This window comes from Kitasatospora sp. NPDC041917, assembly GCF_055589745.1.
In genome coordinates this window covers 104,139-128,550 of sequence record NZ_JBVJBI010000006.1, presented here as the reverse complement: position 1 = coordinate 128,550, position 24,412 = coordinate 104,139, and the positions used below count along the sequence as shown (strand labels likewise).

The 24,412-nt window shown below is 72.6% G+C and carries 21 protein-coding genes; 6 read left to right on the top strand and 15 right to left on the bottom strand.

Translation table 11 applies throughout. From position 1 onward, the window contains the following. Nucleotides 1-21 precede the first annotated feature (21 nt). From ACZ6EM_RS09390 to hrcA, 12 genes are all read right to left on the bottom strand, one after another. Complete coding sequence (locus tag ACZ6EM_RS09390) at nt 22-570, bottom strand: DUF4383 domain-containing protein (protein WP_452178208.1); 549 nt, start codon at nt 568-570, stop codon at nt 22-24. Nucleotides 571-596: 26 nt separating this feature from the next. Continuing rightward, nucleotides 597-833, bottom strand: a complete 237-nt coding sequence (locus ACZ6EM_RS09385) for a hypothetical protein (RefSeq protein ID WP_359903026.1) — start codon at nt 831-833, stop codon at nt 597-599. A gap of 33 nt (nt 834-866) precedes the next feature. After that, the gene (locus ACZ6EM_RS09380; RefSeq protein ID WP_401049207.1) at nt 867-2,192 is read right to left on the bottom strand and encodes a hemolysin family protein; all 1,326 of its coding nucleotides are present in this window, start codon (nt 2,190-2,192) and stop codon (nt 867-869) included. Between the two features lie 19 nt (nt 2,193-2,211). Then, complete coding sequence (gene ybeY, locus ACZ6EM_RS09375) at nt 2,212-2,706, bottom strand: rRNA maturation RNase YbeY (protein WP_359903032.1); 495 nt, start codon at nt 2,704-2,706, stop codon at nt 2,212-2,214. Nucleotides 2,707-2,720: 14 nt separating this feature from the next. Further along, nucleotides 2,721-3,854: a PhoH family protein gene (locus tag ACZ6EM_RS09370; RefSeq protein WP_452178210.1), complete on the bottom strand. Its 1,134-nt coding sequence runs from the start codon at nt 3,852-3,854 to the stop codon at nt 2,721-2,723. A 194-nt stretch (nt 3,855-4,048) separates the two neighbouring features. Beyond that, nucleotides 4,049-4,972 (bottom strand): ribonuclease Z, encoded by a 924-nt coding sequence (locus tag ACZ6EM_RS09365; RefSeq protein WP_465772167.1) that lies wholly within the window; start codon nt 4,970-4,972, stop codon nt 4,049-4,051. Between the two features lie 6 nt (nt 4,973-4,978). Further along, nucleotides 4,979-5,332: a histidine triad nucleotide-binding protein gene (locus tag ACZ6EM_RS09360; RefSeq protein ID WP_359903038.1), complete on the bottom strand. Its 354-nt coding sequence runs from the start codon at nt 5,330-5,332 to the stop codon at nt 4,979-4,981. A gap of 52 nt (nt 5,333-5,384) precedes the next feature. After that, complete coding sequence (locus tag ACZ6EM_RS09355) at nt 5,385-6,146, bottom strand: RDD family protein (RefSeq protein WP_465772166.1); 762 nt, start codon at nt 6,144-6,146, stop codon at nt 5,385-5,387. Nucleotides 6,147-6,260: 114 nt separating this feature from the next. After that, complete coding sequence (locus ACZ6EM_RS09350) at nt 6,261-9,524, bottom strand: S41 family peptidase (protein WP_452178212.1); 3,264 nt, start codon at nt 9,522-9,524, stop codon at nt 6,261-6,263. 131 nt (nt 9,525-9,655) lie between these two features. Further along, nucleotides 9,656-10,405: a 16S rRNA (uracil(1498)-N(3))-methyltransferase gene (locus tag ACZ6EM_RS09345; RefSeq protein ID WP_401055699.1), complete on the bottom strand. Its 750-nt coding sequence runs from the start codon at nt 10,403-10,405 to the stop codon at nt 9,656-9,658. Between the two features lie 75 nt (nt 10,406-10,480). Beyond that, the gene (gene dnaJ, locus ACZ6EM_RS09340) at nt 10,481-11,620 is read right to left on the bottom strand and encodes a molecular chaperone DnaJ (protein WP_380542290.1); all 1,140 of its coding nucleotides are present in this window, start codon (nt 11,618-11,620) and stop codon (nt 10,481-10,483) included. 75 nt (nt 11,621-11,695) lie between these two features. After that, nucleotides 11,696-12,730, bottom strand: coding sequence for a heat-inducible transcriptional repressor HrcA (hrcA, locus tag ACZ6EM_RS09335; protein WP_359903053.1), 1,035 nt, complete (start codon nt 12,728-12,730; stop codon nt 11,696-11,698). Between the two features lie 289 nt (nt 12,731-13,019). Between hrcA and htpX the strand changes: the two genes are divergently transcribed. From htpX to ACZ6EM_RS09320, 3 genes are read left to right on the top strand one after another with little or no spacing between them, the layout of a single operon-like run. Next, entirely contained in the window at nt 13,020-13,940 is a 921-nt protein-coding gene (gene htpX / locus ACZ6EM_RS09330) for a zinc metalloprotease HtpX (protein ID WP_401047062.1), read from the top strand. A 32-nt stretch (nt 13,941-13,972) separates the two neighbouring features. Then, nucleotides 13,973-14,557, top strand: coding sequence for a PspA-associated protein PspAB (gene pspAB / locus ACZ6EM_RS09325; RefSeq protein ID WP_380542287.1), 585 nt, complete (start codon nt 13,973-13,975; stop codon nt 14,555-14,557). A gap of 31 nt (nt 14,558-14,588) precedes the next feature. After that, nucleotides 14,589-15,416, top strand: coding sequence for a DUF3097 domain-containing protein (locus ACZ6EM_RS09320; protein WP_465772165.1), 828 nt, complete (start codon nt 14,589-14,591; stop codon nt 15,414-15,416). A 6-nt stretch (nt 15,417-15,422) separates the two neighbouring features. On the opposite strand, the gene ACZ6EM_RS09315 is transcribed toward ACZ6EM_RS09320, so the two are convergent. The 3 genes from ACZ6EM_RS09315 to ACZ6EM_RS09305 are packed head-to-tail and all read right to left on the bottom strand — an operon-like array spanning nt 15,423 to nt 19,230. Then, complete coding sequence (locus tag ACZ6EM_RS09315; protein WP_465772164.1) at nt 15,423-15,980, bottom strand: Uma2 family endonuclease; 558 nt, start codon at nt 15,978-15,980, stop codon at nt 15,423-15,425. Between the two features lie 40 nt (nt 15,981-16,020). Beyond that, entirely contained in the window at nt 16,021-17,250 is a 1,230-nt protein-coding gene (gene hemW / locus ACZ6EM_RS09310; protein WP_359903067.1) for a radical SAM family heme chaperone HemW, read from the bottom strand. Nucleotides 17,251-17,307: 57 nt separating this feature from the next. Next, a complete protein-coding gene (locus tag ACZ6EM_RS09305) occupies nt 17,308-19,230 on the bottom strand; it encodes an AMP-dependent synthetase/ligase (protein ID WP_380542275.1) in 1,923 nt (640 codons plus the stop codon). 306 nt (nt 19,231-19,536) lie between these two features. Here ACZ6EM_RS09305 and ACZ6EM_RS09300 point away from each other — a divergent pair, with 306 nt between their 5' ends. From ACZ6EM_RS09300 to sigJ, 3 genes are all read left to right on the top strand, one after another. Further along, complete coding sequence (locus ACZ6EM_RS09300; protein ID WP_452178216.1) at nt 19,537-21,270, top strand: ABC transporter ATP-binding protein; 1,734 nt, start codon at nt 19,537-19,539, stop codon at nt 21,268-21,270. A gap of 155 nt (nt 21,271-21,425) precedes the next feature. Further along, entirely contained in the window at nt 21,426-23,324 is a 1,899-nt protein-coding gene (locus ACZ6EM_RS09295) for an ABC transporter ATP-binding protein (RefSeq protein WP_465772232.1), read from the top strand. 82 nt (nt 23,325-23,406) lie between these two features. Next, nucleotides 23,407-24,405, top strand: coding sequence for an RNA polymerase sigma factor SigJ (gene sigJ, locus ACZ6EM_RS09290; protein ID WP_465772163.1), 999 nt, complete (start codon nt 23,407-23,409; stop codon nt 24,403-24,405). The last annotated feature ends 7 nt before the right edge of the window (nt 24,406-24,412 follow it).

The window sequence follows — 24,412 nt, the reverse complement described above, 5'->3', positions numbered from 1 at the left end:
AGCATAGGCACCCGGCGCCGCTCAGTGGCCGACCGGGTGGGTCGGCCCCGGGTTCGGGTGCAGGACCTTGACGAAGGTCTTCGGCCCGGACGGCTGCGGCTCCTCGTGCTCGACGCGCTCGCGCCAGAACGGGTTGTCGTGCGGCAGGTGGCTGCTCACCCGGCCGTACATCCCGAAGGTCGTCAGGACGATCCCGAAGATGAACGCGAACAGCACGTTCGACATCCGGAAGTTGAGGATGTTCGCGTCCGGCCGCTCCAGCACCGTCAGACCGTAGAAACCGGACAGGACGAACAGCACGCCCACCGCCATGTTGAGGTTGGACGCGAAGTTCCCGCCGATCACCGCCCCCACCAGCAGGACCGCGCCCGCCACGATGGACAGGATGCTCAGCGCCCCGTTGGTCGACAGCCCGGTGACCTGGTCGCCGTGGGTGGACAGGAACCCGGGGTGGTCGGCCAGCCCCAGGCACCCGAACACGATCAGGAAAACCCCCCCGGCCCCCGCCCCGATCCGCCACACCATGGCGAGACGGCGGTCGACGGGCTTCAGCGTGTCTTGCAGCTTCATGGCGACCTCCAGAGCTCGGCCATGGTCTAGCTGTAGGGATGGAGCTTCTCCATGTGCGGGGTCTCGTGCATGTAGAGCGAGCCGCACTGCTGGCAGCAGCGCAACCCGGTGCCCCACTCCTCCTCGGGCCGCGTCTCGGCGTCGTCGGGCATGTCCCGGCCGCAGAGCGCCACCGACAGGTCCTCGTCCCGCACCACGTGCCAGGACTTGACTCCGCCGGCCGCCCCCTGCGGGCCGTACTCCGCGCGAAGTTTGTGCGTCATGCCCTCCATGGTCGCTCGGCGACCGCCCGCCCGCTACTCGCCCGCCGGGGCCCCGGCGCCCTCGGTGCGGCGGACGGGGGCGGCGACCATGGAGCCGATCCGGTTGCGGCGGCCGGCCGAGGACTCGGCGGTCAGCAGGATGCCGGTCAGGCCGCCCCCCACCGGCTCGGGCAACGGGATCTCGCAGGACGAGCCGGGGATCGGCACCCGGCCCAGGTGCTTGGCCAGCAGGCCGCCGACGGTCTCGACGTCCTCGTCCTCCAGCTCGAAGCCGAACAGCTCGCCCAGGTCCTCCACCGGCAGCCGGGCGGTGATCCGGTACGAGCCGTCGCCGAGGTCCTCCACCGGGGCGATCTCCCGGTCGTACTCGTCGGTGATCTCGCCGACGATCTCCTCCAGGATGTCCTCGATGGTGACCAGCCCGGCCGTGCCGCCGTACTCGTCGATCACGATCGCCACGTGCGAGCGGCGCTGCTGCATCTCGCGCAGCAGGTCGCCGGCCGGCTTGGAGTCGGGGACGAAGACGGCCGGGCGCATCACCGCGCCGACCTCCTCGGACTCCGCGTTCCGGTTGATGTGGGTACGCCGCACCAGGTCCTTGAGGTAGACGATGCCGACCACGTCGTCCTCGTTGTCGCCGACCACCGGGATGCGCGAGAAGCCGGAGCGCAGCGCCAGGGTGAGCGCCTGCCGGACGGTCTTGTGCCGCTCGATCATCACCAGGTCGGTGCGCGGCACCATCACCTCGCGCACGATGGTGTCGCCCAGCTCGAAGACCGAGTGCACCATCCGGCGCTCCTCGTCCTCGATCAGGTCGTCCTTCCCGGCGAGGTCCACCAGGGCCCGCAGCTCCGCCTCCGAGGCGAACGGACCCTCCCGGTAGCCCTTGCCCGGGGTCAGCGCGTTGCCGAGCAGGATCAGCAGCCGCGGGATCGGGCCCAGCACCGCGGCCAGCGGCAGCAGGACGAAGGAGGCCGCGGTCGCGGTGGTGATCGGGTGCTGGCGCCCGATCGTGCGCGGCGAGACCCCCACCGCGACGAAGGACACCAGCACCATCACGCCGAACGCCAGCAGCACGGCCTGCCAGGTCGGGCTGACGTTGCGCACGCACACCACGGTGACCAGGACGGCCGCCGCCATCTCGCTGGCCACCCGGATCAGGGTGGCCAGGTTGAGGTAGCGGATCGGGTCGGAGGCGACGGTCAGCAGCCGCGCGGAGCCGCGCCGGCCGCTGCGCACCGCCTCCTCCGCCCGGAACCGGGAGACCCGGGAGATGCCCGCCTCGGCGCACGCGGCCAGCCAGCCGAGCACGACGAGCAGCACGGCACCGAGGATGAAGCTCGTACTCTCACCACTCACAGGGGTTCGGGCTCCGCGCTCAGTGGGTGGTGGGGGCCGGGGAGATGCCGCCGAGGCCGCGGCCCGCCCGCCAGTCGTCCAGGATGCGCTTCTGGAGGGCGAACATCTCCTCCTCTTCCTCCGGCTCCTCGTGGTCGTAGCCGAGGACGTGCAGCACCCCGTGCACGGTGAGCAGTTGCAGCTCCTCGTCCATCGAGTGCTTGGAGGGGGCGGCCTGGCCCTGCTGCTCGGCGACCTCGGGGCAGAGCACGATGTCGCCGAGCAGGCCCTGCGGCAGCTCCTCGCCCTCCTTGCCGGGACGCAGCTCGTCCATCGGGAAGGACATCACGTCGGTGGGCCCGGGCAGGTCCATCCACTGGATGTGCAGCTCCTCCATCGCCGCACTGTCCACCAGGATCACGGACAGTTCTGACTGCGGGTGGATCCGCATCTTGTCCAGGGCGAAGCGGGCGACGTCGAGGATGGACTCCTCGTCGGCTTCCCAACCGGACTCGTTGGCGATGTCGATCGACATGACGGGCTGTGTGCTCAGCTTTCGGTGCGATGGGACTGTCGGGGAGCGCGGGGCGCGGTGGCCTTGCCGGGGCGCCGCTGGGCGGGCTTGCGGGGAGCCGGGGAGCCGTCCTCGGCCTCCTGCCGGGCGTCCCAGCGCTCGTAGGCGTCCACGATCCGGCCGACCAGCTTGTGGCGGACCACGTCGGTGCTGGTGAGGACGGAGAAGTGGATGTCGGGCACGTCGGCCAGGATCTCCTGGACGACCTTGAGTCCGCTGCGGGTGCCGCCCGGGAGGTCGATCTGGCTGGTGTCGCCGGTGACCACCACCCGGGAGTTGAACCCGAGGCGGGTGAGGAACATCTTCATCTGCTCGGGCGAGGTGTTCTGGGCCTCGTCGAGGATGATGAAGGCGTCGTTGAGGGTGCGGCCGCGCATGTACGCGAGCGGGGCGACCTCGATGGTGCCGGCCGCCATCAGGCGCGGGATGGAGTCCGGGTCCATCATGTCGTGCAGCGCGTCGTACAGCGGGCGCAGGTACGGGTCGATCTTCTCGTAGAGGGTGCCGGGCAGGAAGCCCAGCCGCTCCCCCGCCTCGACCGCCGGGCGGGTCAGGATGATCCGGTTGACCTCCTTGGCCTGGAGGGCCTGGACGGCCTTGGCCATCGCCAGGTAGGTCTTGCCGGTGCCGGCCGGTCCGAGGCCGAAGACGATCGTGTGCTTGTCGATCGCGTCGACGTAGCGCTGCTGGTTGAGGGTCTTCGGGCGGATCGTGCGGCCCCGGTTGGACAGGATGTTCGCGGTGAACACCTGGGAGGGCGCCGGGCTGTCCGGGTCCTGGTCCTGGCTGCGGAGCATGGCGATGGAGCGCTCCACGGAGTCCTCCGTCAGGGGCTGGCCGGTGCGCAGCACCAGCATCATCTCGTTGAAGAGCCGCTGCACGAGGGCGACCTCGGCCCGGGCTCCGGTGGCGGTCACCTCGTTGCCGCGGACGTGGATGTCGGCGGCGGGGAAGCCCTGCTCGATCACGCGCAGCAGCGAGTCCGCGGTGCCGAGCAGGGTGACCATCGGGTGCTTCTCGGGGATGACGATCCGGGCGCTGACGCGGACGTCGTCGGCCGGTTCGGGGCGCGACTGTCCGTTGGTACGGGTCTGCGATGTGTCACTCATAGGTCGGCGCTGGGGCCTGCCTCATCCCATCCGTGGTCTCGGGTGCCGCTCGGTGTCTCCGGGGCACCAGGGTACGCCGCGAGCGTGATCGCCGTGGCGGGCGGCGGGGCCGCACCCGACGATGCTGCGGCAGATCGGAGGCCGATGCGAGCGTATTTTTCCCGCCGGCCGCGGCTCGGTGGTTCCCGGGCCGGTCACGACGGGCGGCGGGCCGGGACGGGCACCCGGTCGAGGTCGGCGGCCAGCACCAGTTCCCCGTCGAAGTGCTTGCGGGCGTCGGCCAGGTGCTGGCCGAGGTCCGGGTAGCGCTGCGAGAAGTGGGTCAGCACCAGGGTGCGCACCCCGGCCTCGGCGGCGACCTTGGCGGCCTGCCCGGCGGTGAGGTGGCCGTGCTCCTCCGCGAGGCGGACGTCGGCGTCGGTGAACGTCGCCTCGACGACCAGCAGGTCGGCGCCCTCGGCGAGGGTGTGCACGCCCTCGCACAGGCGGGTGTCCATCACGAAGGCGAACTTCTGGCCCGGCCGCGGCTCGCTGACCTCGCCCAGCGTGACGGTGCGGCCGTCCACCTCGATCGCGCCCTCGTGCTGGAGCCGGCCGACCGCCGGGCCGCGCACGCCGAGCGCGGCGAGCCGCTGCGGCACCAGCCGGCGGCCGTCCGGCTCGGACAGCCGGTAGCCGAAGGACTCCACCGGGTGGTCCAGCCGGACGGCGTCCAGCGCGAAGCGGGCGCCGGGCGCGGGCAGCGGACCGGGCTCGTCGATCGGGCGGGGCCGCAGCACGGCCGTCTCGTGGTAGGCGGTGGAGTGCCGCAGCCGCTCGAAGTAGACCTCGCCGGAGGCCGGGAAGTAGACGTCGACGGGGTGCGGGACCCGGTCGAGGTTGATCCGCTGGATCACCCCGGCGAGGCCCAGGCAGTGGTCCCCGTGGAAGTGGGTGACGGCGATCCGGGTGATCTGGGTGGCCGTGACCCCGGCGTGCAGCATCTGGCGCTGGGTGCCCTCGCCGGGGTCGAACAGCAGGCCCTCGCCGTCCCAGCGCAGCAGGTAGCCGTTGTGGTTGCGGTGCCGGGTGGGCACCTGGCTGGCGGTGCCGAGGACGACGAGTTCGCGCTGGGACACCTGCGGTCAGACCATGCTCTCGGTCATCTTCGCCCCGCCGAGCACGTGGACGTGCGCGTGGAAGACGGTCTGTCCGGCGCCCGCACCGGTGTTGAAGATCAGCCGGTAGTCCTCGATGCCCTCGTCCCTGGCCACCGCGCCCGCCTCGGCGAGCAGTTCGCCGGCGATCTCCGGCTCGGCGGCGGCCAGCGCGGCCGCGTTCGGGTAGTGCGCGTGCGGGACCACCAGCACGTGCACGGGCGCCTTGGGGGCGATGTCGCGGAAGGCGAGGGTGCGCTCGGTCTTGCGCACCACGGTCGCCGGGATCTCGCCCGCCACGATCTTGCAGAACAGGCAGTCGGGCTGCGGCTCGCCGGCCATGGTTCCCTCCTCGGGATCGGTACGTCGGGTGGTGGGGCCGTACGGGCGCAGCCTAGCCGAGCGGGGCGACGGCCTGCTGGTACTCCTGGAGGTGCTTCCGGCGCACCGAGCGCATGCCGACGATGTCGCCCTCGTCCGTGTCGAAGTCCTCGGTGAGGAAGGAGACCGCGAGGATGACGAAACCGATCAGCCAGCGCCTGGTGAGCCGCCAGGTGTTGGGCCGCATCACGCCCTTGCGGCGCACCACCCGCATCGCCATGACCCCCTTGCCGACGCTGAAGCCGGTCAGCCGGGCGAGCACCACCTGGTTGAGGAAGGACGCGGCCAGGCCGACGACCAGCAGCGCCACGAAGTAGGGCACCACCGGTCCGCTCTGCACGGCGTGGCCGGCCGCGTGCCCGGTCCTCGGGCGGCTCGCGGCGTTGGCGGCGACGAAGCCGAGGCCGATCGCGAACAGCCAGTCCAGCACGATCGCCAGGAACCGCCGGCCGCCGCCCGCCTCCTTGGGGCAGGGCGGCAGCGCCCGCCGCGGCTGCTCGCTCCGCGGGTAGGGGTCCGGGTACGGCTGCGGGTACGCCTGCGGGGCGTGTCCCTGCGGCGGGTACGGCTGTGCCGGCGGCTGCTGGTACGGCTGTGCCGGCGGGTACGGCTGCGGCGCGGCGTACCCCTGCGGCGGGTACGGCTGCGGCGGGTACGGCTGCGGCGGGTACGGCTGTGCCGGCGGCTGCTGGTACGGCTGCGCCGACGGATGGGGCTGCGGCTGCTGTGCGTAAGGATTCTGGCCGTACTGCGGCGGCGGGTAGCCCTGCGCCATGTGGTTCCCCCGTGAGCTGTGGATCAAGAAACAGCCCCGCATCCTACCCACGCCCCCGCACCCCGGAGCGGGAAGCCGGCCGGTACGGCCTCCCGCTCCGGGGGCGGAGCCCCGCTACCGCCAGGGCAGCGGCGGCGCCGTACGGGCCGGGGTCTCGGCGAGCCGCTCCAGGGCGAGCCGGACGCCCTCGGCCAGCTGGGGGTCCTCGCCGGCCGCCCAGTGGTGCGGGGCGAACGGCACCTCGACGTCCGGGTCGACGCCGTGGTTCTCCAGACCCCAGCCGTAGTTCTCCAGCCAGAGCGCGTACTTGGGCTGGGTGACCAGGGTGCCGTCGACCAGCCGGTAGCGGCTGTCGATGCCGATCACCCCGCCCCAGGTGCGGGTGCCGACCACCGGGCCGATGCCGAGCGCCTGGACGGCGGCGTTGACCACGTCGCCGTCCGAGCCGGTGAACTCGTCGGCGAGCGCGACCACCGGACCGCGCGGGGCGTCCGCCGGGTAGGGCACCGGGTGGTCGGTGTCCCGGATGACGTCCCAGCCGATGATCCGGCGGGCCAGCTTCTCGATCACCAGCTGCGAGGTGTGGCCGCCCCGGTTCCCCCGGACGTCGACGACCAGGCCCTCCCTGGCCATCTCGCTGCTCAGGTCGCGGTGCAGCTGGGCCCAGCCGGCCGTCTGCATGTCGGGCAGGTGCAGGTAGCCCAGCCGCCCGCCGGACAGCTCGCGCACCGCGGCCCGCCGCCCGGCCACCCAGTCGTGGTAGCGCAGCGCCTCCTCGTCGGCGAGCGGGACGACCACCGGGTGGCGCCGGTCGGTGCCGTCCTTCCCGGCCACGGTCAGCTCGACCGGCTGGCCCGCCGTGCCGGCCAGCAGCGGGGCCGGGCCGGTGACCGGGTCCACCGGGCGGCCGTTGACGGCCAGCACAGCGTCGCCCGGGCGGACCGCCGCGCCGGGCGCGGCCAGCGGCGAGCGGGCCCTGGGGTCGGAGGACTCCCCGGGCAGGATCCGGGCGATCCGCCACTGCTCGCCGTCCCGGACCAGGTCGGCGCCGAGCAGGCCCTGGCGCCGGGCGGGCTCGGTGTACCGGCCGTAGGGCATCACGTAGGCGTGCGAGGTGCCCAGTTCGCCGTGCACCTCCCAGAGCAGGTCGACCAGTTCGTCGTGCGAGCCGACCCGCTCGACCAGCGGCCGGTAGCGCTCCAGCACCCCGTCCCAGTCGACGCCGGAGAGGTCGGGGCGCCAGAAGTTGTCCCGCATCAGCCGGCCATTCTCGGCGTACATCTGCCGCCACTCGGCGGCCGGGTCGACGGTCACCCGCAGCCGGGCGAGGTCGACGGTGGTCTCCTCGTCGTCGCCGCCCTTGTGGTCGGCCGGGACGACCCGCAGCTCGCCCTCGTCCAGCACGGCCGCCCGGGTGCCGTCCGCGCTGACCGAGAAGTCGTCCAGGCCGTGCACCAGCTGCTCGACCCGGCGCTTCCTCAGGTCGAAGCGCTCCAGCACCGGGCGGGGCCGGTCGTCGTCCAACGAGGCGGCCTCGTCGCCGAGTTCGCCCATCAGCGGGGCCCTGGTCCAGAGCACGCCGTCCTTGGCGGCGGCCAGGTCCTCGAAGCGGCCGCCCTCGACCGGGAAGGGGACGATCCGGTCGGCGATGCCGTCCAGGTCCACCCTGGTCACCGGCGCGGCGTCGGCCGCCGCCTCCTCACCGTCCGCCTTCCGGGCCTTCGGCTCGTCCTCCTCCCCGCCGAGCGGGCGCCCGGCCCGCTGCGGCCCGAACGGGGAGGGCGTGTCGGCGGCCAGCGTGACCAGGTAGGGGCGGCAGCCGTTCGGGAAGGACAGGTCGAAGACGTGCGCGTCGTAGACCGGGTCGAAGTTGCGCACCGACAGGAAGGCCAGGTAGCGCCCGTCCGCGGTGAAGGAGGGCGAGGTGTCCACGAAGCGCGGCTGGGTGACCTCGCCGACCGTCCGGGTGGCCAGGTTGGCCAGCACGATCTGGCGCAGCGAGTGGGGGCCCATCCCGCGCACCGGGCGCGACCAGGCCAGCCAGGCCGAATCCGGGCTGAAGGCCGGCCCGCCGGCCTCTCCGTCGGCGCTGCGGTCCAGCTCGTGCACGGCGCCGTCGGCCAGCGAGACCAGCAGCACCCGGCCGTCGTGCACGCCGAGCGCGGCCTGCTTGCCGTCCGGCGAGACCACCAGCGAGTTGACCCGGCCGAGCTGCCCGGCGGCCAGCCGGCGGCGCTCGGCGCCGTGCAGGTCGGGGGCGAACTCCAGGGCGTCCTCGCCCTCGGCGTCGGACACCCACAGCACGCCCTGGGTGCCGTCCTCGCCCGGCACCACCCGGACCAGCCGCCCGCGCACGCCCGGGGTCTCGTCCAGCACCCGCGCCGGGCCCTCGCGGTGGGTCAGCCAGTGCACGCTGCCGCGCACCACCACGGCGCTGCCCCGGCCGGTGCGGTCGGGGGCGACGGAGTCCAGCCAGTGCGCGGCGGGCACCGGGCGGGGGCGGCGCCCGGCCCGCGGACCGGCGAGGCGGACCTCCAGCCGGCGCGGCTCGGCGCCGTCCAGGTCGTCCAGCAGCCAGAGGTCGCCGGCCCGGTGGAGGACCACCCGGGTGCCGTCGGTGGTGGCGCCGCGGGCGTAGAAGCCGTCCGGGTCGGCGGTGTGGCGGCGCAGGTCGGTGCCGTCCGGGCCGCTGGACCACAGCTCGCCGACGCCCTCGTGGTCGGACAGGAAGGCGATCCGGCCGCCCCGCCCGCCCGGCCCGGCCACCCACAGCGGGGAGTCCAGCTGCCCGTCCAGCTCCGCGTGGACGCGGACGAACTCGTCCCGGCCCAGCCACAGCTTGCCGGCCCGCCCGCCCCGGTACCGCTTCCACCAGGCCGGGTCGCGACCGTTGACGCTGCTCAGCAGCACCCGGTCCCCGCCCGGCTCGAAGGCGAGCCCGCCGACCGGCCCGTACGGCAGCCGCTGCGGCTCGCCGCCGTCCAGCGGCACGGCGTGCGCCCAGGTGCGGCGGAAACTGGCCTCGCCCGCGGCGGTGGCGGCGATCGGGCGGCCGTCGGCGGTCCAGCCGAGCACCCGGGTCTGGTGGCTGCCCCAGTGGGTGAGCCGGCGCGCCGGGCCGCCGTCCACCGGCACCACGTGCACCTCGGGCGCGCCGTCCCGGGTGGAGGTGAAGGCGAGGTGCCGCCCGTCCGGGGAGAACCTCGGGTGGTGGACCGGCAGGTGGTCCGCCGTCAGCCGCCAGGCCCGGCCGCCGTCCAGCGGGGCGAGCCAGAGGTCGTCCTCGGCGACGAAGGCGACCAGGTCGCCGTGCAGGTGGGGATGGCGCAGGTAGGCGCCCGCCGAGCTGTTCGAGGAGGTGCTCAGAGAGTCCGTCACCCGGCCAGCCTAAGCAGGTGCGCGTACGATCCGCGCCGTTTTTCCCAGACTTCCGGCGCCGCCCGCGGAGGGCTGTTACGCCCTCCCGGGAACCACCCCGCAGGCCGCCCCGACCGCCTGCACGGCCGCCGTCACGACCAGCGGCCGGTGCGCCCGAGCAGCAGCGCGCCGGCGGCCACCCCGGCGGTCGAGGTGCGCAGCACCGAGGAGCCCAGCCGGTACGGCTTGGCGCCCGCCTCGGCGAAGGCGGCCAGCTCCTCCGGGGAGACCCCGCCCTCGGGGCCGACCACCAGCACGATGTCCCCGCCCTCCGGCAGCCCGGCGTGCGCCAGCGGCTCGGCGCCCTCCTCGTGCAGCACGGCGGCGAACGCGGCCTGCGCCAGCACCGGCGCCAGCTGCCGGGTGGTCATCGGCTCGCGGACCTCGGGGAAGCGCAGCCGGCGGGACTGCTTGCCCGCCTCCCGGGCGGTGGCCCGCCACTTGGCGAGCGCCTTGGCGCCGCGCTCGCCCTTCCACTGGGTGATGCAGCGCGAGGCGGACCACGGGACCACCACGTCCACGCCGACCTCGGTCATCGTCTCCACGGCCAGCTCGCCGCGGTCGCCCTTGGGCAGCGCCTGGACGACCACGATCCGCGGCGCGGGCTCCGGCTCCCGGCGCACGGCGGCGACCGTCACGTCGATCGCGTCCTTGCCGAGCACCTCGGCGACCGTGCCGTCCACCCCGAGTCCCAGCCCGTCGGCCAGGGTGACCGCCTCGCCCCGCTCCAGCCGCTTCACCGCGGCCGCGTGCCGCCCCTCCGGGCCGTCCAGACGCACCACGGCCCCGGGCACGGCGGCGGCGATCCGCTCGGTCTCGACGACGAAGACGGGCGCGGTCATGACGGGGGAACCTCCAGGAGTGGGACGGGAACACGGAAGGGGTGCCGGGATCCCCCGGCACCCCTCCGCGGACGACTACCGGCCGTTGAAGGCGTCCTTCAGGCGGGAGAACAGGCCCTGCTGGCCCGGCGCGAACTGGCCGGACGGCTGCTCCTCGCCGCGCAGCACCGCGAGGCGGCGCAGCAGCTCCTCCTGCTCGGCGTCGAGCTTGGTGGGCGTCTTCACCTCGACGTGCACTATCAGGTCGCCCCGGCCGCCGCCGCGCAGGTGGGTGATGCCCCGGCCGTGCAGCGGGATCGACTGGCCGGACTGGGTGCCGGGCCGGATGTCGACCTCCTCCAGGCCGTCCAGGGTCTGCAGCGGCACCCGGGTGCCGAGCGAGGCCGCCGTCATCGGGATGGTGACGGTGCAGTGCAGGTCGTCCCCGCGCCGCTGGAAGATGGCGTGGGTGGTCTCGGCGATCTCGACGTACAGGTCGCCGGCCGGGCCGCCGCCGGGGCCGACCTCGCCCTCGCCGGCCAGCTGGATCCGGGTGCCGTTGTCGACCCCGGCCGGGATCTTGACGGTCAGGGTGCGGCGGGCGCGCACGCGGCCGTCGCCGGCGCACTCCGGGCACGGGGTCGGCACGACGGTGCCGAAGCCCTGGCACTGCGGGCAGGGGCGGGAGGTCATGACCTGGCCCAGGAAGGACCGGGTGACCTGGGAGACCTCGCCCTTGCCGCGGCACATGTCACAGGTCTGCGCCGAGGTGCCGGGGGCCGCGCCCTCGCCGCTGCAGGTGGTGCAGGTGACGGCGGTGTCGACCTGGAGTTCCTTGGTGGTGCCGAACGCGGCCTCCTCCAGGGTGATCTCCAGCCGGATCATGGCGTCCTGGCCGCGGCGGGTGCGCGAGCGCGGGCCGCGCTGGCCGGCCGCGGCGCCGAAGAAGGCGTCCATGATGTCGGAGAAGCCGAAGCCCGCCGCGCCGGCGCCGAAGCCGCCGGCACCGCCGCCGCCCGGGGACAGCGGGTCCCCGCCGAGGTCGTAGACCTGACGCTTCTGCGGGTCGGAGAGCACCTCGTAGGCGGCGTTGATCTCCTTGAACCGCTCCTGCGTCTTCGGGTCCGGGTTGACGTCCGGGTGCAGTTCGCGTGCCAGGCGCCGGAACGCCTTCTTGATCTCGTCCTGCCCCGCATCCCGTCGGACGCCGAGTACCGCGTAGTAGTCCGTGGCCACCAAATGCTCCGCTTGTTCCGCCTGTAGTAGTGCTGCGACTGGACGCCACCGTTGAAATTCTAACGGTGGCCCTTGCTAGGACTCGGCCAGGATCTGGCCCACGTACCGCGCCACCGCTCGCACCGCCCCCATTGTGCCGGGGTAGTCCATCCGGGTCGGACCGATCACACCCAGTTTCGCCACGCTCTCGTCGCCCGAACCGTAGCCGACCGAAACGATCGAGGTGGAATTCAGCCCTTCATAGGCGTTCTCCCGCCCGATCCGGACCGTCATCGCGGCGTCCGCGGTCTCACCCAGGAGGCGGAGCAGGATGACCTGCTCCTCCAGGGCCTCCAGCACCGGCTGGATGGTGAGCGGGAAGTCGTGCCCGAAGCGGGTCAGGTTGGCCGTGCCGGCCAGCATGATCCGCTCCTCGTTCTGCTCGGCGAGCGTCTCGAACAGGGTCGCCAGGACCGTGCTGACCGTCGGCCGGTCGGCCTGTTCGAACAGCGCCGGCAGCTCCTCCAGCAGCCCCGGGACCTCCGGGAGGCGTCGGCCGGCGGCTCTCGCGTTGATCCGGGCCCGCAGGTCCGCCAGCACCGTCTCGCCGACCGAGCCCGGGCAGTCGACCATCCGCTGCTCGACCCGGCCGGTGTTGGTGATCAGTACCAGCATCACCTTGGCCGGGGCCAGCGCCACCAGCTCGATGTGCCGGACGGTGGAGCGCGTCAGCGAGGGGTACTGCACCACCGCGACCTGCCGGGTCAGCTGGGCGAGCAGCCGCACGGTGCGGGCGACCACGTCGTCCAGGTCGACCGCGCCGTCCAGGAAGTGCCGGATGGCCCGGCGCTCGGGGGCGCTCATCGGCTTGATCTCGGCGAGCTTGTCGACGAAGAGGCGGTACCCCTTGTCGGTCGGGATACGGCCGGCGCTGGTGTGCGGCTGGTGGATGTAGCCCTCCTCCTCCAGCGCCGCCATGTCGTTGCGGACGGTCGCCGGCGAGACCCCGAGGTTGTGCCGTTCCACCAGGGCCTTGGAGCCGACCGGCTCCTCGGTGCCCACGTAGTCCTGCACGATCGCGCGGAGTACGGCGAGCTTGCGTTCGTCCAGCTGGCGGACCTCACCGGCCATGGGGCACGCACCTCCGTCTTCGCACGTTGTCCGACTGTGTCCCTCGCTGCTGCGGGCCGCTCCGGGAGGCCCCCGGTCTTGGCACTCTGAACCTACGAGTGCCAGAACCGTACCTGCCAGTGTAAGGCCCGGGTCCCGCGGCAGGAACGGCCCGAGGGGCGTGATCCTCCCCGCAGTTCCGGACACGGCCCGCGGGGCCCCGGCGGTTCGATCCTCCCGGCACCGGGGTGGTGCCGGGAGGCCGTCCGGGTGGCAGCATCGAAAGCGACGGCGAACGGAGGAGCAAGCGATGTCGAGCTCGGGCCAGCACACCCGTTTCGCGCCCGACCGCGGCCTGACCGGCCGCATGGTCGCGACGATGTTCGTGATCGGGTTGCTGTACGTCGGTTTCACCGGCCTGCTGATCGCGCTGCTGCGCGGCGCCTGGCCACTGATCGTCCTGATCTCCGGCGGGCTGTTCGTGGCCCAGTTCTGGTTCAGCGACAAGATCACCGAACGGGCGATGGGCGCCCACCAGGTGTCCCCGGAACAGTTCCCCCAACTCCACGGCACCGTCGACCGGCTCTGCGCCCTGGCCGACATGCCCAAACCGCGGGTGGCGGTCGCCGACAACGACATGCCGAACGCCTTCGCCACCGGCCGCAACCCGCAGAACGCGGTGATCTGCGTGACCACCGGGCTGCTGCGCCGGCTGGAACCGGAGGAACTGGAGGGAGTCCTCGCGCACGAGCTGTCGCACGTCGCCCACCGGGACGTCGCGGTGATGACGATCGCCGGGTTCCTCGGCGTCCTCGCCGGGGCGATGACCCGGATCGCCGTGTACGGCGGTTTCATGGGCGGCGGGCGCAACAACAACGACCAGAACGCCGCCATCCTGGCGCTGATCATCCCGCTGGTGTCGATCGTCGTCTACGCGATCAGCTTCCTGCTCACCCGGCTGCTCTCCCGCTACCGCGAACTGGCCGCCGACCGGGCCGCCGCCCAGCTCACCGGCCGGCCCAGCGCCCTGGCCTCGGCGCTCACCAAGGTGACCGGGCAGATCGCGGCCATCCCCAGCAAGGACCTGCGCCAGGCGCAGCCGTACAACGCCTTCTACTTCGCCCCCGCGCTGAGCGCCCGGGAGGCCGCCTCGCAGCTGTTCTCCACCCACCCCAGCCTGGAGAAGCGGCTGGAGCAGTTGGCGAGGATCTCCGAGCAGCTCGGCCGCTGAACCCGCCGAGCCCCTGACGCGAAAGGACCGCCGTGGGAATCCTGGACACCCTGTTCGGCCGCACCAAGCCCGTCAAGCCCGACCTCGACCAGCTGTTCGGCGTGCCGTCCGCCGCGCTCACCCTGGAGGCCGGGGCCGGGTTCACCCCCACCGGGCTCGGCTCGGTCTGCTTCGCGGCCGTCGAGGGTGCGGCCTTCGTCCAGGTCGAGCAGCAGGTCCGGGCCCTGCTGGACGCCGACACCGAGCGCGGCGGCGTCCCGGTGGAGGCCTCCAAGGACGACTACGGCTACTCCTGGCTGCTCGCCCGGCACCGGCCCGAGGAGCTGCCGGAGCTGGTCAACGACCTGCACGCGGTCAACAGCGAGCTGGAGGCGAACGGCTTCGGGCCGCAGCTGCTCTGCTCGCTGGTCGGCTTCCGCGATCCGCAGGGGCGGTCGCTGGCCCTGGTCTACCTCTACAAGCGCGGGACGTTCTACCCCTTCGCCCCGATGCCCGGCGGCGGGGAGAAGCGCAACAGCCCACTGGAGCTACAGGTCAACGCGATGCTGGGGAACGACCTGCGGCTGGAGAAGGACCTGAGCCGCTGGTTCCCGGTCTGGGGCGCGCCGGGCCTCTGACACACCGTCCGCCGTCCCTATGATCACCCGTATGCGCAGCCGCCAGTACGGACCCGACCTGACCCCGCCGTGGAAGAAGCAGCAGCCCGCCCCGGAGGTGCCCGCCGAGCGGGACCTGGTGGTCGAGGAGACGGCGACCGGCTTCTGCGGGGCGGTGGTGCGCTGCGAGAAGACCGCCGAGGGGTTCACCGTCACCCTGGAGGACCGGTTCGGCAAGCACCGGGTGTTCCCGCTGGTGCCGCGCGGCTTCCTGCTGGAGGGCCGGGCCGTCACCCTGGTCCGCCCGGCCGGCCCGGCTCCCGCCCGGACGCCGGGCCGCACCGCCTCCGGCTCCGTCGCCGTCCCGAACGCCCGCGCCCGGGTCGCCCGCGAGTCCCGGATCTACGTCGAGGGCCGGCACGACGCCGAGCTGGTCGAGCGGGTCTGGGGCGACGACCTGCGGATCGAGGGCGTCGTCGTCGAGTACCTGCGCGGCATCGACGACCTGCCCGCGATCGTCGCCGACTTCGCCCCCGGCCCCGGCCGCCGCCTCGGCGTCCTGGTCGACCACCTGCTGCCGGGGACGAAGGAGCACCGCATCGCCGCCCAGGTCACCGGCGACTCGGTGCTGGTCGCCGGCCACCCCTACATCGACATCTGGCAGGCCGTGAAGCCCTCCAGCGTGGGCATCCCCGGCTGGCCCGCCGTCCCGCGGGGCGAGGACTGGAAGGAGGGCACCTGCCGCCGCCTCGGCTGGCCGGTGGACACCCCGGCGGCCTGGAAGCACATCCTGTCGAAGGTGAACAGCTACAGGGACCTTGAGCCCGAACTGCTGGGCCGGGTGGAGGAGCTGATCGACTTCACGGCCCTGCCGGAGTGAGGCCGGTCAGACGTATTTCTGAAAGTCCGTGGTGTCCAGATTGATTTCAAGCAGCTCGATGGGGACGGGCTCGCCGAACTTACTGGTCCGCTCGGACATGTACCTCGGGAGACCGGAGCCGGGCTCCTGACCCAACTCGGTCAGCAGCACACACACTCCCTTGATCGGGTCGACGATCAGATACGCGGGGACAGTGCCCTCGGCATAGAGCTCCCGCTTGGTCCGGTAGTCGCGGTCGACACTGGTCTTCGACACCACCTCGACCACCAGGGAGACCGCCGGCGACGGCAGTAGCCGTCCGTGCTCCTCGACCGCCCCGCGTTCGAAGACGACCAGGTCGGGCTGAGGTTCGCTGGCCTGGCCGGGGATCCCCAGGTCCTGCGTGGTGAGAGGGCGCCACCGACCGTACGGAATCTGGTGCTGAATCGCCAGGACGATGAGGTTGTGGACCATGTCAGGCCCGGCCATCATCACGATTTCCCCCCTGATGAGCTCGGCCTTGACGCCTTCCGGCACCTCCAGGTTCTCGAAGATCCCGGTCATCCGATCATCGATGGCGGTCATGGCGCTCTCCCTCCGACGGCTGACACCACGTTAACGACAATCAGTCCACCAGGTCACGTACCACCGCGTCGGCCAACAGCCGTCCCTGCAAGGTCAGTGCGGCGCGGCCCTGCTCGTAGGGACCGGCGGCGAGGAGGCCGTCGGCGAGGTGCCGGTCCGCCGCCTTGCGGCCGGTGTCGGTGAGCAGGTCGAGGGGGATGCCGTCGACCAGGCGCAGCTCCAGGAGGATGCGCTCGACGCGGCGGTCCTCCTCGGCCAGCACCTCGCGGGCCAGCGCCGGGGTGCGCTGCTCGGCGAGGGCCTGGGCGTAGGCGGCGGGGTGCTTGGCGTTCCACCAGCGGACGCCGCCGACGTGGCTGTGGGCGCCGGGGCCGGCGCCCCACCAGTCGGCGCCGGTCCAGTACAGCTCGTTGTGGCGGCAGCGGCCCTCGGGGGCGGTGGCCCAGTTGGAGACCTCGTACCAGGAGTAGCCGGCGGCGGCGAGCGCCTCCTCGGCGATCAGGTAGCGGTCGGCGTGCACGTCGTCGTCGATCATCGGCAGTTCGCCGCGCTTGACCCGGGCGGCGAGCCGGGTGCCCTCCTCGACGATCAACGAGTACGCGGAGACGTGGTCGGGCCCGGCGCCGATGGCGGCGTCCAGGGAGGCCCGCCAGTCGTCGTCGGACTCGCCGGGGGTGCCGTAGATGAGGTCGAGGTTGACGTGCTCGAAGCCGGCCGCGCGGGCCTCGGCCACGCAGGCCTCGGGGCGGCCCGGGGTGTGGTGGCGGTCGAGCAGCTTCAGGACGTGCGGGCGGGCGCTCTGCATGCCGAAGGAGAGCCGGTTGTAGCCGCCCTCCCGCAGTTCGGCCAGGTACGCCGGGTCGACCGACTCCGGGTTGGCCTCGGTGGTGACCTCGGCGTCCTCGGCGAGCCCGAACTCCTCGCGGATCGCGGCGAGCATCTTCACCAGGTCGCGGGCGGGCAGCAGGGTCGGGGTGCCGCCGCCGAGGAAGACGGTCCGCACCGGGAGGTCCGTGTCCCCCAGCACCTTCCGGGCGAGGCGGATCTCGGCGACCACGTTGTCCGCGTACGTGTCCTGCGAGGCGACCGCCCCGGAGGAGCGCAGCTCGGTGGCGGTGTAGGTGTTGAAGTCGCAGTAGCCGCAGCGGCTGGCGCAGTACGGGACGTGCAGGTAGAAGCCGAACGGCCGGTCGCCCAGCCCGTCGAGGGCGTGCGCGGGCAGGGAACCGTCGGACGGCACCGGATCGCCGTCGGGGAGTGCGGAGGGCATGAGCCCATTGTCCCGTACGGCGCACCCGTTCGGGTGAGCCGTACGGGGCGGGGCGGCTCAGGCCTCGTTGGCGCCCGCGTACATGGCCGCCACGGCGTCCGCGTAGGTCCGCTCGACCACCGGGCGCTTGATCTTCAGGCTCGGGGTGAGCTCGCCGTGCTCGATGTCCAGGTCGCGCGGCAGCAGGTGGAACTTCTTGATCGTCTGCCAGCGCTGGAGGTCGGCGTTGACCCGCTTGACGAAGCCCTCGATCAGCTGGTGCACGGCCGGCTCGGCGGCCAGTTCGGCGTAGCTCTTGCCGGCCAGGCCGCGCTCGGCGGCCCACGGCAGGAGGACCGCCTCGTCCAGGCCGATCAGCGCGGTGCAGAAGTTGCGGCCGTTGCCGATCACCAGGATGTTGCTGACGAACGGGCAGACCGCCTTGAACTTGCCCTCGACCTCGCTGGGCGCCACGTACTTGCCGCCGGAGGTCTTGAACAGGTCCTTCTTGCGGTCGGTGATCCGCAGGAAGCCGTCCGGGGTGAGCTCGCCGATGTCCTCGGTGTGGAACCAGCCGTCCGACTCCAGCACCTCGGCGGTCTTCTCCGGCAGGTTGTGGTAGCCGCGCATGACGCCCGGGCCGCGCAGCAGGATCTCGCCGTCCTCGGCGATCCGCACCTCGGTGCCGGGCAGCGGGCGGCCCACCGTGCCGATCCGCACGTCCTCCGCGCGGTTGACGCAGGAGCCGGCGCTGGTCTCGCTCAGGCCGTAGCCCTCCAGGATCGGCACGCCGGCGCCGATGAAGAAGTAGCCGATCTCCGGGGCGAGCGCGGCGCTGCCGGAGACCGCACCGCGCAGCCGGCCGCCGAAGGCCGCCCGGATCTTCGCGTACACCAGCTTGTCGGCGAGCGCGTGCTGCGCCCGCAGGCCCAGCGGGGCCGTCTCGGTGCCGGTGGCCACCCGGCTCTCCTGGACCGCCCGGGCGTGCTCGCGGGCGACCTTGGCCGCCCACAGGAAGATCTTGTACTTGGCGCCGCCCTCGGCCCGGGCCTTGCCCGCGATGCCGTTGTAGACCTTCTCGAAGATGCGCGGGGCCGAGGCCATGATGGTCGGCCGGATCACCGGCAGGTTGTGGATGATCCGGTCCACCCGGCCGTCCACCGCCATCACATGCCCGGTGGCGATCTGCCCGGAGATCAGCGTCTTGCCGAACACGTGCGACAGCGGCAGCCACATGAACTGCACGTCGTCGGGGCCCAGCAGTCCGCTGGCCTCCTGCGCCCGGCCCTCGTACGCCCAGCAGTCGTGCACCAGGCGCACGCCCTTGGGGCGGCCGGTGGTGCCGGAGGTGTAGATGAGGGTGGCCAGCTGCTCCTTGTCGAGCCCGTCGACGGCCTTCTCCACCGCGTCCGGGTGCTCCGCCAGGTACCGGGCGCCGCGCTCCTCCAGCTCCGCGAGGGTGAGCAGCTCCAGGCCGGCGCTCTCGGGGGCCTCGGCGGGCGCGTCGAAGAGGATCACGGTGCGCAGCTCGGGCAGCTGGTCGAGCTGCTCGACGGCCTTGGCCAGCTGGGCCGCGTTCTCGGCGAACAGCGCCCGGGAACCGGAGTCGGAGAGGATGAACGCCGTCTCGTCCGCGTTGGTGCTCGGGTAGACGGTGGTGATCGCGGCGCCCGCGCACATGGCGCCGAGGTCGGCGACGATCCATTCCAGCCGGGTCGAGGAGGCCAGGGCCACCCGGTCCTCGGGGTGGATGCCGAGTGCCATCAGGCCGGCGGCCACGGCCTTGACCCGGGTCGCGGTCTGCGCCCAGGTGAGCGAACGCCACTGCTCGGCGCCGGGCGCGCCGTCGGCGGCCTGCTCGTCCACGGGCGAGGGGTAGCGGTAGGCCTCGGCGTTCGGGGTCAGGGCGACCCGCTCCAGGAACAGGTGGGCGACGGAGGCCGGACGCCCGGCGACGAGGTCGGACCTGCCGGAGCCGATCAGGGACTGCGCGGAACTCAACGAGGACCTCCGGGGGCGGGTGGCCGTCTGGATTGTCGCGGCGTCCGTGGGGGCGGTCGCCGGGCCCCGGTTCACCTGAACGGTACCGGTCAGTAACAAAGGGGCAATCAGCAGCCTAGGGGGAAACCGGTCATTCCGTAAGAGGGCAGCGCCCGACGGCACGCCCCCGCGCCACCGGTGCCGGACCCGTCCGTTCGGCAAAGGCCCGGCAAACCTCCGGCTCCCGCACGCCGAATGACCTGTACGACGCTACAGAACACGGAGAATTGGGGTGCGAACCCGACCGGCGACGACAAGAGTGTGCTAGTGCTGATCAGATTGCTGAGGGCGTACCTGCGCCCGTACTCCCGACCGATCACCCTGCTGGTACTGCTCCAGCTGGTGTCCACCCTCGCGGCGCTCTACCTGCCGACGCTCAACGCCGACATCATCGACGACGGCGTGGTCAAGGGCGACACCGGCTACATCCTGCGCGTCGGCGGGGTGATGATCGCCGTCACCGTCCTCCAGGCCCTGTGCTCGGTCGGCGCCGTCTTCATCGGCGCGCGCACCGCCATGGCCTTCGGCCGGGACGTCCGCGCCGCCGTCTTCGACCGGGTGCAGAGCTTCTCCGCCCGCGAGGTCGGCCAGTTCGGCGCCCCTTCGCTGATCACCCGGACCACCAACGACGTCCAGCAGGTCCAGATGCTCGCCCTGATGAGCTTCACGCTCATGGTCGCCGCGCCGATCATGTGCGTCGGCGGCATCATCATGGCGCTCAACCAGGACGTCCCGCTGTCCGGCCTGCTGCTCGCCGTCATCCCCGCGCTCGGCGTCGTCGTGGTCCTGCTGGTCCGCGCGCTGCGCCCCCGGTTCCGCAGCATGCAGGAGCGGATCGACACCGTGAACCGGGTCCTGCGCGAGCAGATCACCGGCATCCGGGTCATCCGCGCCTTCGTCAAGGACGACCAGGAGCAGGCCCGCTTCGCCGACGCCAACGAGGACCTCACCCAGGTCGCCCGCCAGGTCGGCCGGCTGATGTCCATCATGTTCCCCACCGTCATGCTGGTGGTGAACGTCTCCAGCGTCGCCGTGCTCTGGTTCGGCGCCCACCGCATCGACAGCGGCGCCATGGAGATCGGCGCGCTCACCGCGTTCCTCTCCTACCTGATGCAGATCCTGATGAGCGTCATGATGGCCACCTTCATGTTCATGATGGTGCCGCGCGCCGAGGTCTGCGCCGAGCGCATCGAGGAGGTCCTCGGCACCCACAGCAGCGTCGTCCCGCCCACCGACCCCGTCCAGAAGGTGCTGCGCCGCGGCAACCTGGAACTGCGCGACGTCGACTTCCGCTACCCCGGCGCCGAGGCCTCGGTGCTGCGCGCCATCGACCTCACCGCCCGCCCCGGCGAGACCACCGCGATCATCGGCTCCACCGGCAGCGGCAAGTCCACCCTGCTCGGCCTCGTCCCCCGGCTCTTCGACGCCACCTCCGGCCAGGTCCTGCTCGACGGCGTCGACGTCCGCGAACTCGCCCCCGCCGCGCTCGCCGAGAACGTCGGCATCGTCCCGCAGAAGCCCTACCTCTTCTCCGGCACCGTCGCCAGCAACCTCCGCTACGGCCGGCCCGACGCCACCGACGAGGAGCTCTGGCACGCCCTGGAGATCGCCCAGGCCAAGGAGTTCGTCGAGAAGCTGCCCGAAGGCCTCGACGCCCCCATCGCCCAGGGCGGCGGCAACGTCTCCGGCGGCCAGCGCCAACGCCTGGCCATCGCCCGGACCCTGGTCCGCCGGCCATCCGTCTACCTCTTCGACGACTCCTTCTCCGCGCTCGACTACGCCACCGACGCCAAGCTCCGCAAGGCCCTCGCCCGCGAGACCTCCGACGCCACCGTCCTGATCGTCGCCCAGCGCGTGTCCACCATCCGCGACGCCGACCGGATCGTCGTCCTCGACGAGGGCGCCGTCGTCGGCACCGGAACCCACCACGAGCTGATGGCCGACAACCCGACGTACCGGGAGATCGTGCTCTCCCAGCTCACCGAGCAGGAGGCGGCGTGACCACGCCCGGAAAGCCCGACCTGGACAAGGGGCAGGCCCCCGGCGGCGCCCCCACGGACACCCTCAAGAAGGACGCCCCGCCGGAGGACACCGGACTGCCCAGCGACTCCCAGGCCGCCGCCGCCCGCCGCGGCCCCGCCGGCCCCGGCCGCTTCATGGGCGGCCAGGGCACCGAGAAGTCCATGGACTTCAAGGGCTCCGGCAAGCGCGTCCTCGGCCTGCTGCGCCCCGAACGCAACACCCTGATCGGCGTCCTGCTCCTCGGCGTCATCGGCATCGGCTGCGCCGTCATCGGCCCCAAGATCCTCGGCGACGCCACCGACCTGATCTTCGCCGGCGTCGTCGGCGCCCGCTTCCAGGCCGGTACCTCCAAGGAACAGGTCGTCGACGGGCTGCGCGCCCACGGCGAGGGCGGCGTCGCCGACCTGCTCTCCTCCGTCGACTTCACCCCCGGCCAGGGCATGGACTTCGGCGCCATCGGCACCGTCCTGCTCTGGGTGCTCGGCATCTACGTCACCTCCGCCGTCTTCGGGATCTTCCAGGGCCGACTGGCCACCCGGGCCATCCAGGCCGCCGGCTACCGGCTGCGCCAGGACGTCGAGGCCAAGCTCTCCCGGCTGCCGCTCAGCTACTTCGACAAGCAGCCGCGCGGCGAGGTGCTCAGCCGGGTCACCAACGACATCGACAACATCGGCCAGTCCATGCAACAGACCCTCGGACAGGTCGTCAACTCGCTGCTCACCGTGGTCGGCGTGCTCGCGATGATGTTCTGGATCTCCCCGCTGCTCGCCGTGATCGCACTGGTCTCGGTGCCCGCCTCGGTGATCGTCGCCACCAAGGTCGGCAAGCGGGCCCAGCCGCAGTTCGTCCAGCAGTGGAAGTCCACCGGCCAGCTCAACGCCCACATCGAGGAGATGTACACCGGCCACACCCTGGTCAAGGTGTTCGGGCGCCAGCAGGAGTCCGCGGAGACCTTCCGCGAGCACAACGACGCGCTCTACCAGGCCAGCTACAAGGCCCAGTTCATCTCCGGCACCATCCAGCCCGCGATGATGCTGATCGGCAACCTCCAGTACGTGCTGGTCGCCGTCGTCGGCGGCCTGCGGGTGGCCAGCGGCTCGCTGTCCATCGGCGACGTCCAGGCGTTCATCCAGTACTCGCGGCAGTTCAGCCAGCCGCTCACCCAGGTCGCCAGCATGGCCAACCTGGTGCAGTCCGGCGTCGCCTCCGCCGAACGCGTCTTCGAGCTGCTGGACGCCCCCGAGCAGAGCCCCGAACCGGCCATGCCCGAACGGCCCGACGTGCTGCACGGCCGGGTCTCCTTCCAGGACGTGGCCTTCCGCTACGACCCCGAGAAGCCGCTCATCGAGGACCTCTCGCTCAAGGTCGAACCCGGGCAGACCGTCGCCATCGTCGGCCCCACCGGCGCCGGCAAGACCACCCTGGTCAACCTGCTGATGCGGTTCTACGAGGTCAGCTCCGGACGGATCACCCTCGACGGCGTGGACATCGCCGCGATGTCCCGCGAGGAACTGCGCTCCGGCATCGGCATGGTGCTCCAGGACACCTGGCTGTTCGGCGGCACCATCGCCGACAACATCGCCTACGGCGCCGAGTCGGCCACCCGCGAACAGGTCGTCGAGGCCGCCAGGGCCGCCCACGTCGACCGCTTCGTGCGCACCCTGCCGGACGGCTACGACACCGTCATCGACGACGAGGGCACCAACGTCAGCACCGGCGAGAAGCAGCTGATCACCATCGCCCGGGCGTTCCTCGCCCAGCCGTCCATCCTGGTCCTGGACGAGGCGACCAGCTCCGTCGACACCCGCACCGAGGTGCTGATCCAGCGGGCCATGGCCCGGCTGCGCACCGGCCGCACCAGCTTCGTGATCGCCCACCGGCTCTCCACCATCCGGGACGCCGACGTGATCCTGGTGATGGAGAACGGCTCGATCGTCGAGCAGGGCTCGCACGACGAGCTGATCGCCGCCGACGGCGCCTACGCCCGGCTCTACCAGGCACAGTTCGCCGAGGCCGCGGTCGAGATGGACTGACGTCCGGCCGACCGGAGGGCCGGGGCGGGGACTTCCCGCCCCGGCCCTTCGCTTCGCGGACACCGCGCGCTACGTTGGGCCCGTGATCGACGACCAGGCCCCGGACCGCCCGGACACCCCTGCCGCCCCCGGCACCCCCGCTGCCCCCGGTACTCCCGCTGCCTCCGGTACTCCGCGGACGCCGGACGCCTTCGAGGCGAACCGCCGCTACCTGGGCTCGGTCGCCTACCGGCTGCTCGGCTCGTTCACCGACGCCGAGGACGTCCTCCAGGACGCCTGGCTGCGCTGGCGGGCCGCCGACCGCTCCGCCGTCGCCGACCCGCGCGCCTTCCTCACCACCGTCGTCACCCGGCTCTGCTACGACCAGCTGGGCTCCGCCCGGGCCCGCCGCGAGGCCTACTACGGCGAGTGGCTGCCCGAGCCCGCCGTCACCTACGCCACCGGCCCCGACTCCCCCGCCGAACTGGCCGAACGCGGCGAGTCCGTCTCGCTCGCCCTGCTGGCCGTACTGGAACAGCTCACCCCCGCCGAACGGGCCGCCTTCGTGCTGCACGACGTCTTCGCGGTCGGCTTCGAGGAGATCGCCGCCTCCCTGGAACGCACCCCCGACGCCGCCCGCCAGCTCGCCTCCCGGGCCCGCCGCCGGGTCCGCGACGGCGGCCGCGCGCAGGACGCCGCCCGGCGCACCGGCGGGACCGACCGGGCCGAGCACCGCCAGGCCGTCGAGGCCTTCGCCGCCGCCAGCACCCGCGGCGACATCCTCGCCCTGATGGAGGTCCTCGACCCCGACGTGGTCTGGCACTCCGACGGCGGCGGCATCGTCCGCGCCGGAGTCCGCCCGATCCACGGCGCCGACCGGGTGGCCCGGATGGTGGCCGGCCTGGTCGCCAAGTGGTTCACCCCCGACACCGCCACCACCACCGCGGTGGTCAACGGCGAGCCCGGACTGGTCTGGTACGACCGGGCCACCGGCACGGTCGGCGGCGTCCTCGCCTTCACCGTGGCCGACGGGCGGATCGCCGAGGCGCACGTCGTGGTCAACCCCGAGAAGCTCGCCCGGGTCCCCGCCGTGGAGCTGTGACACGGGT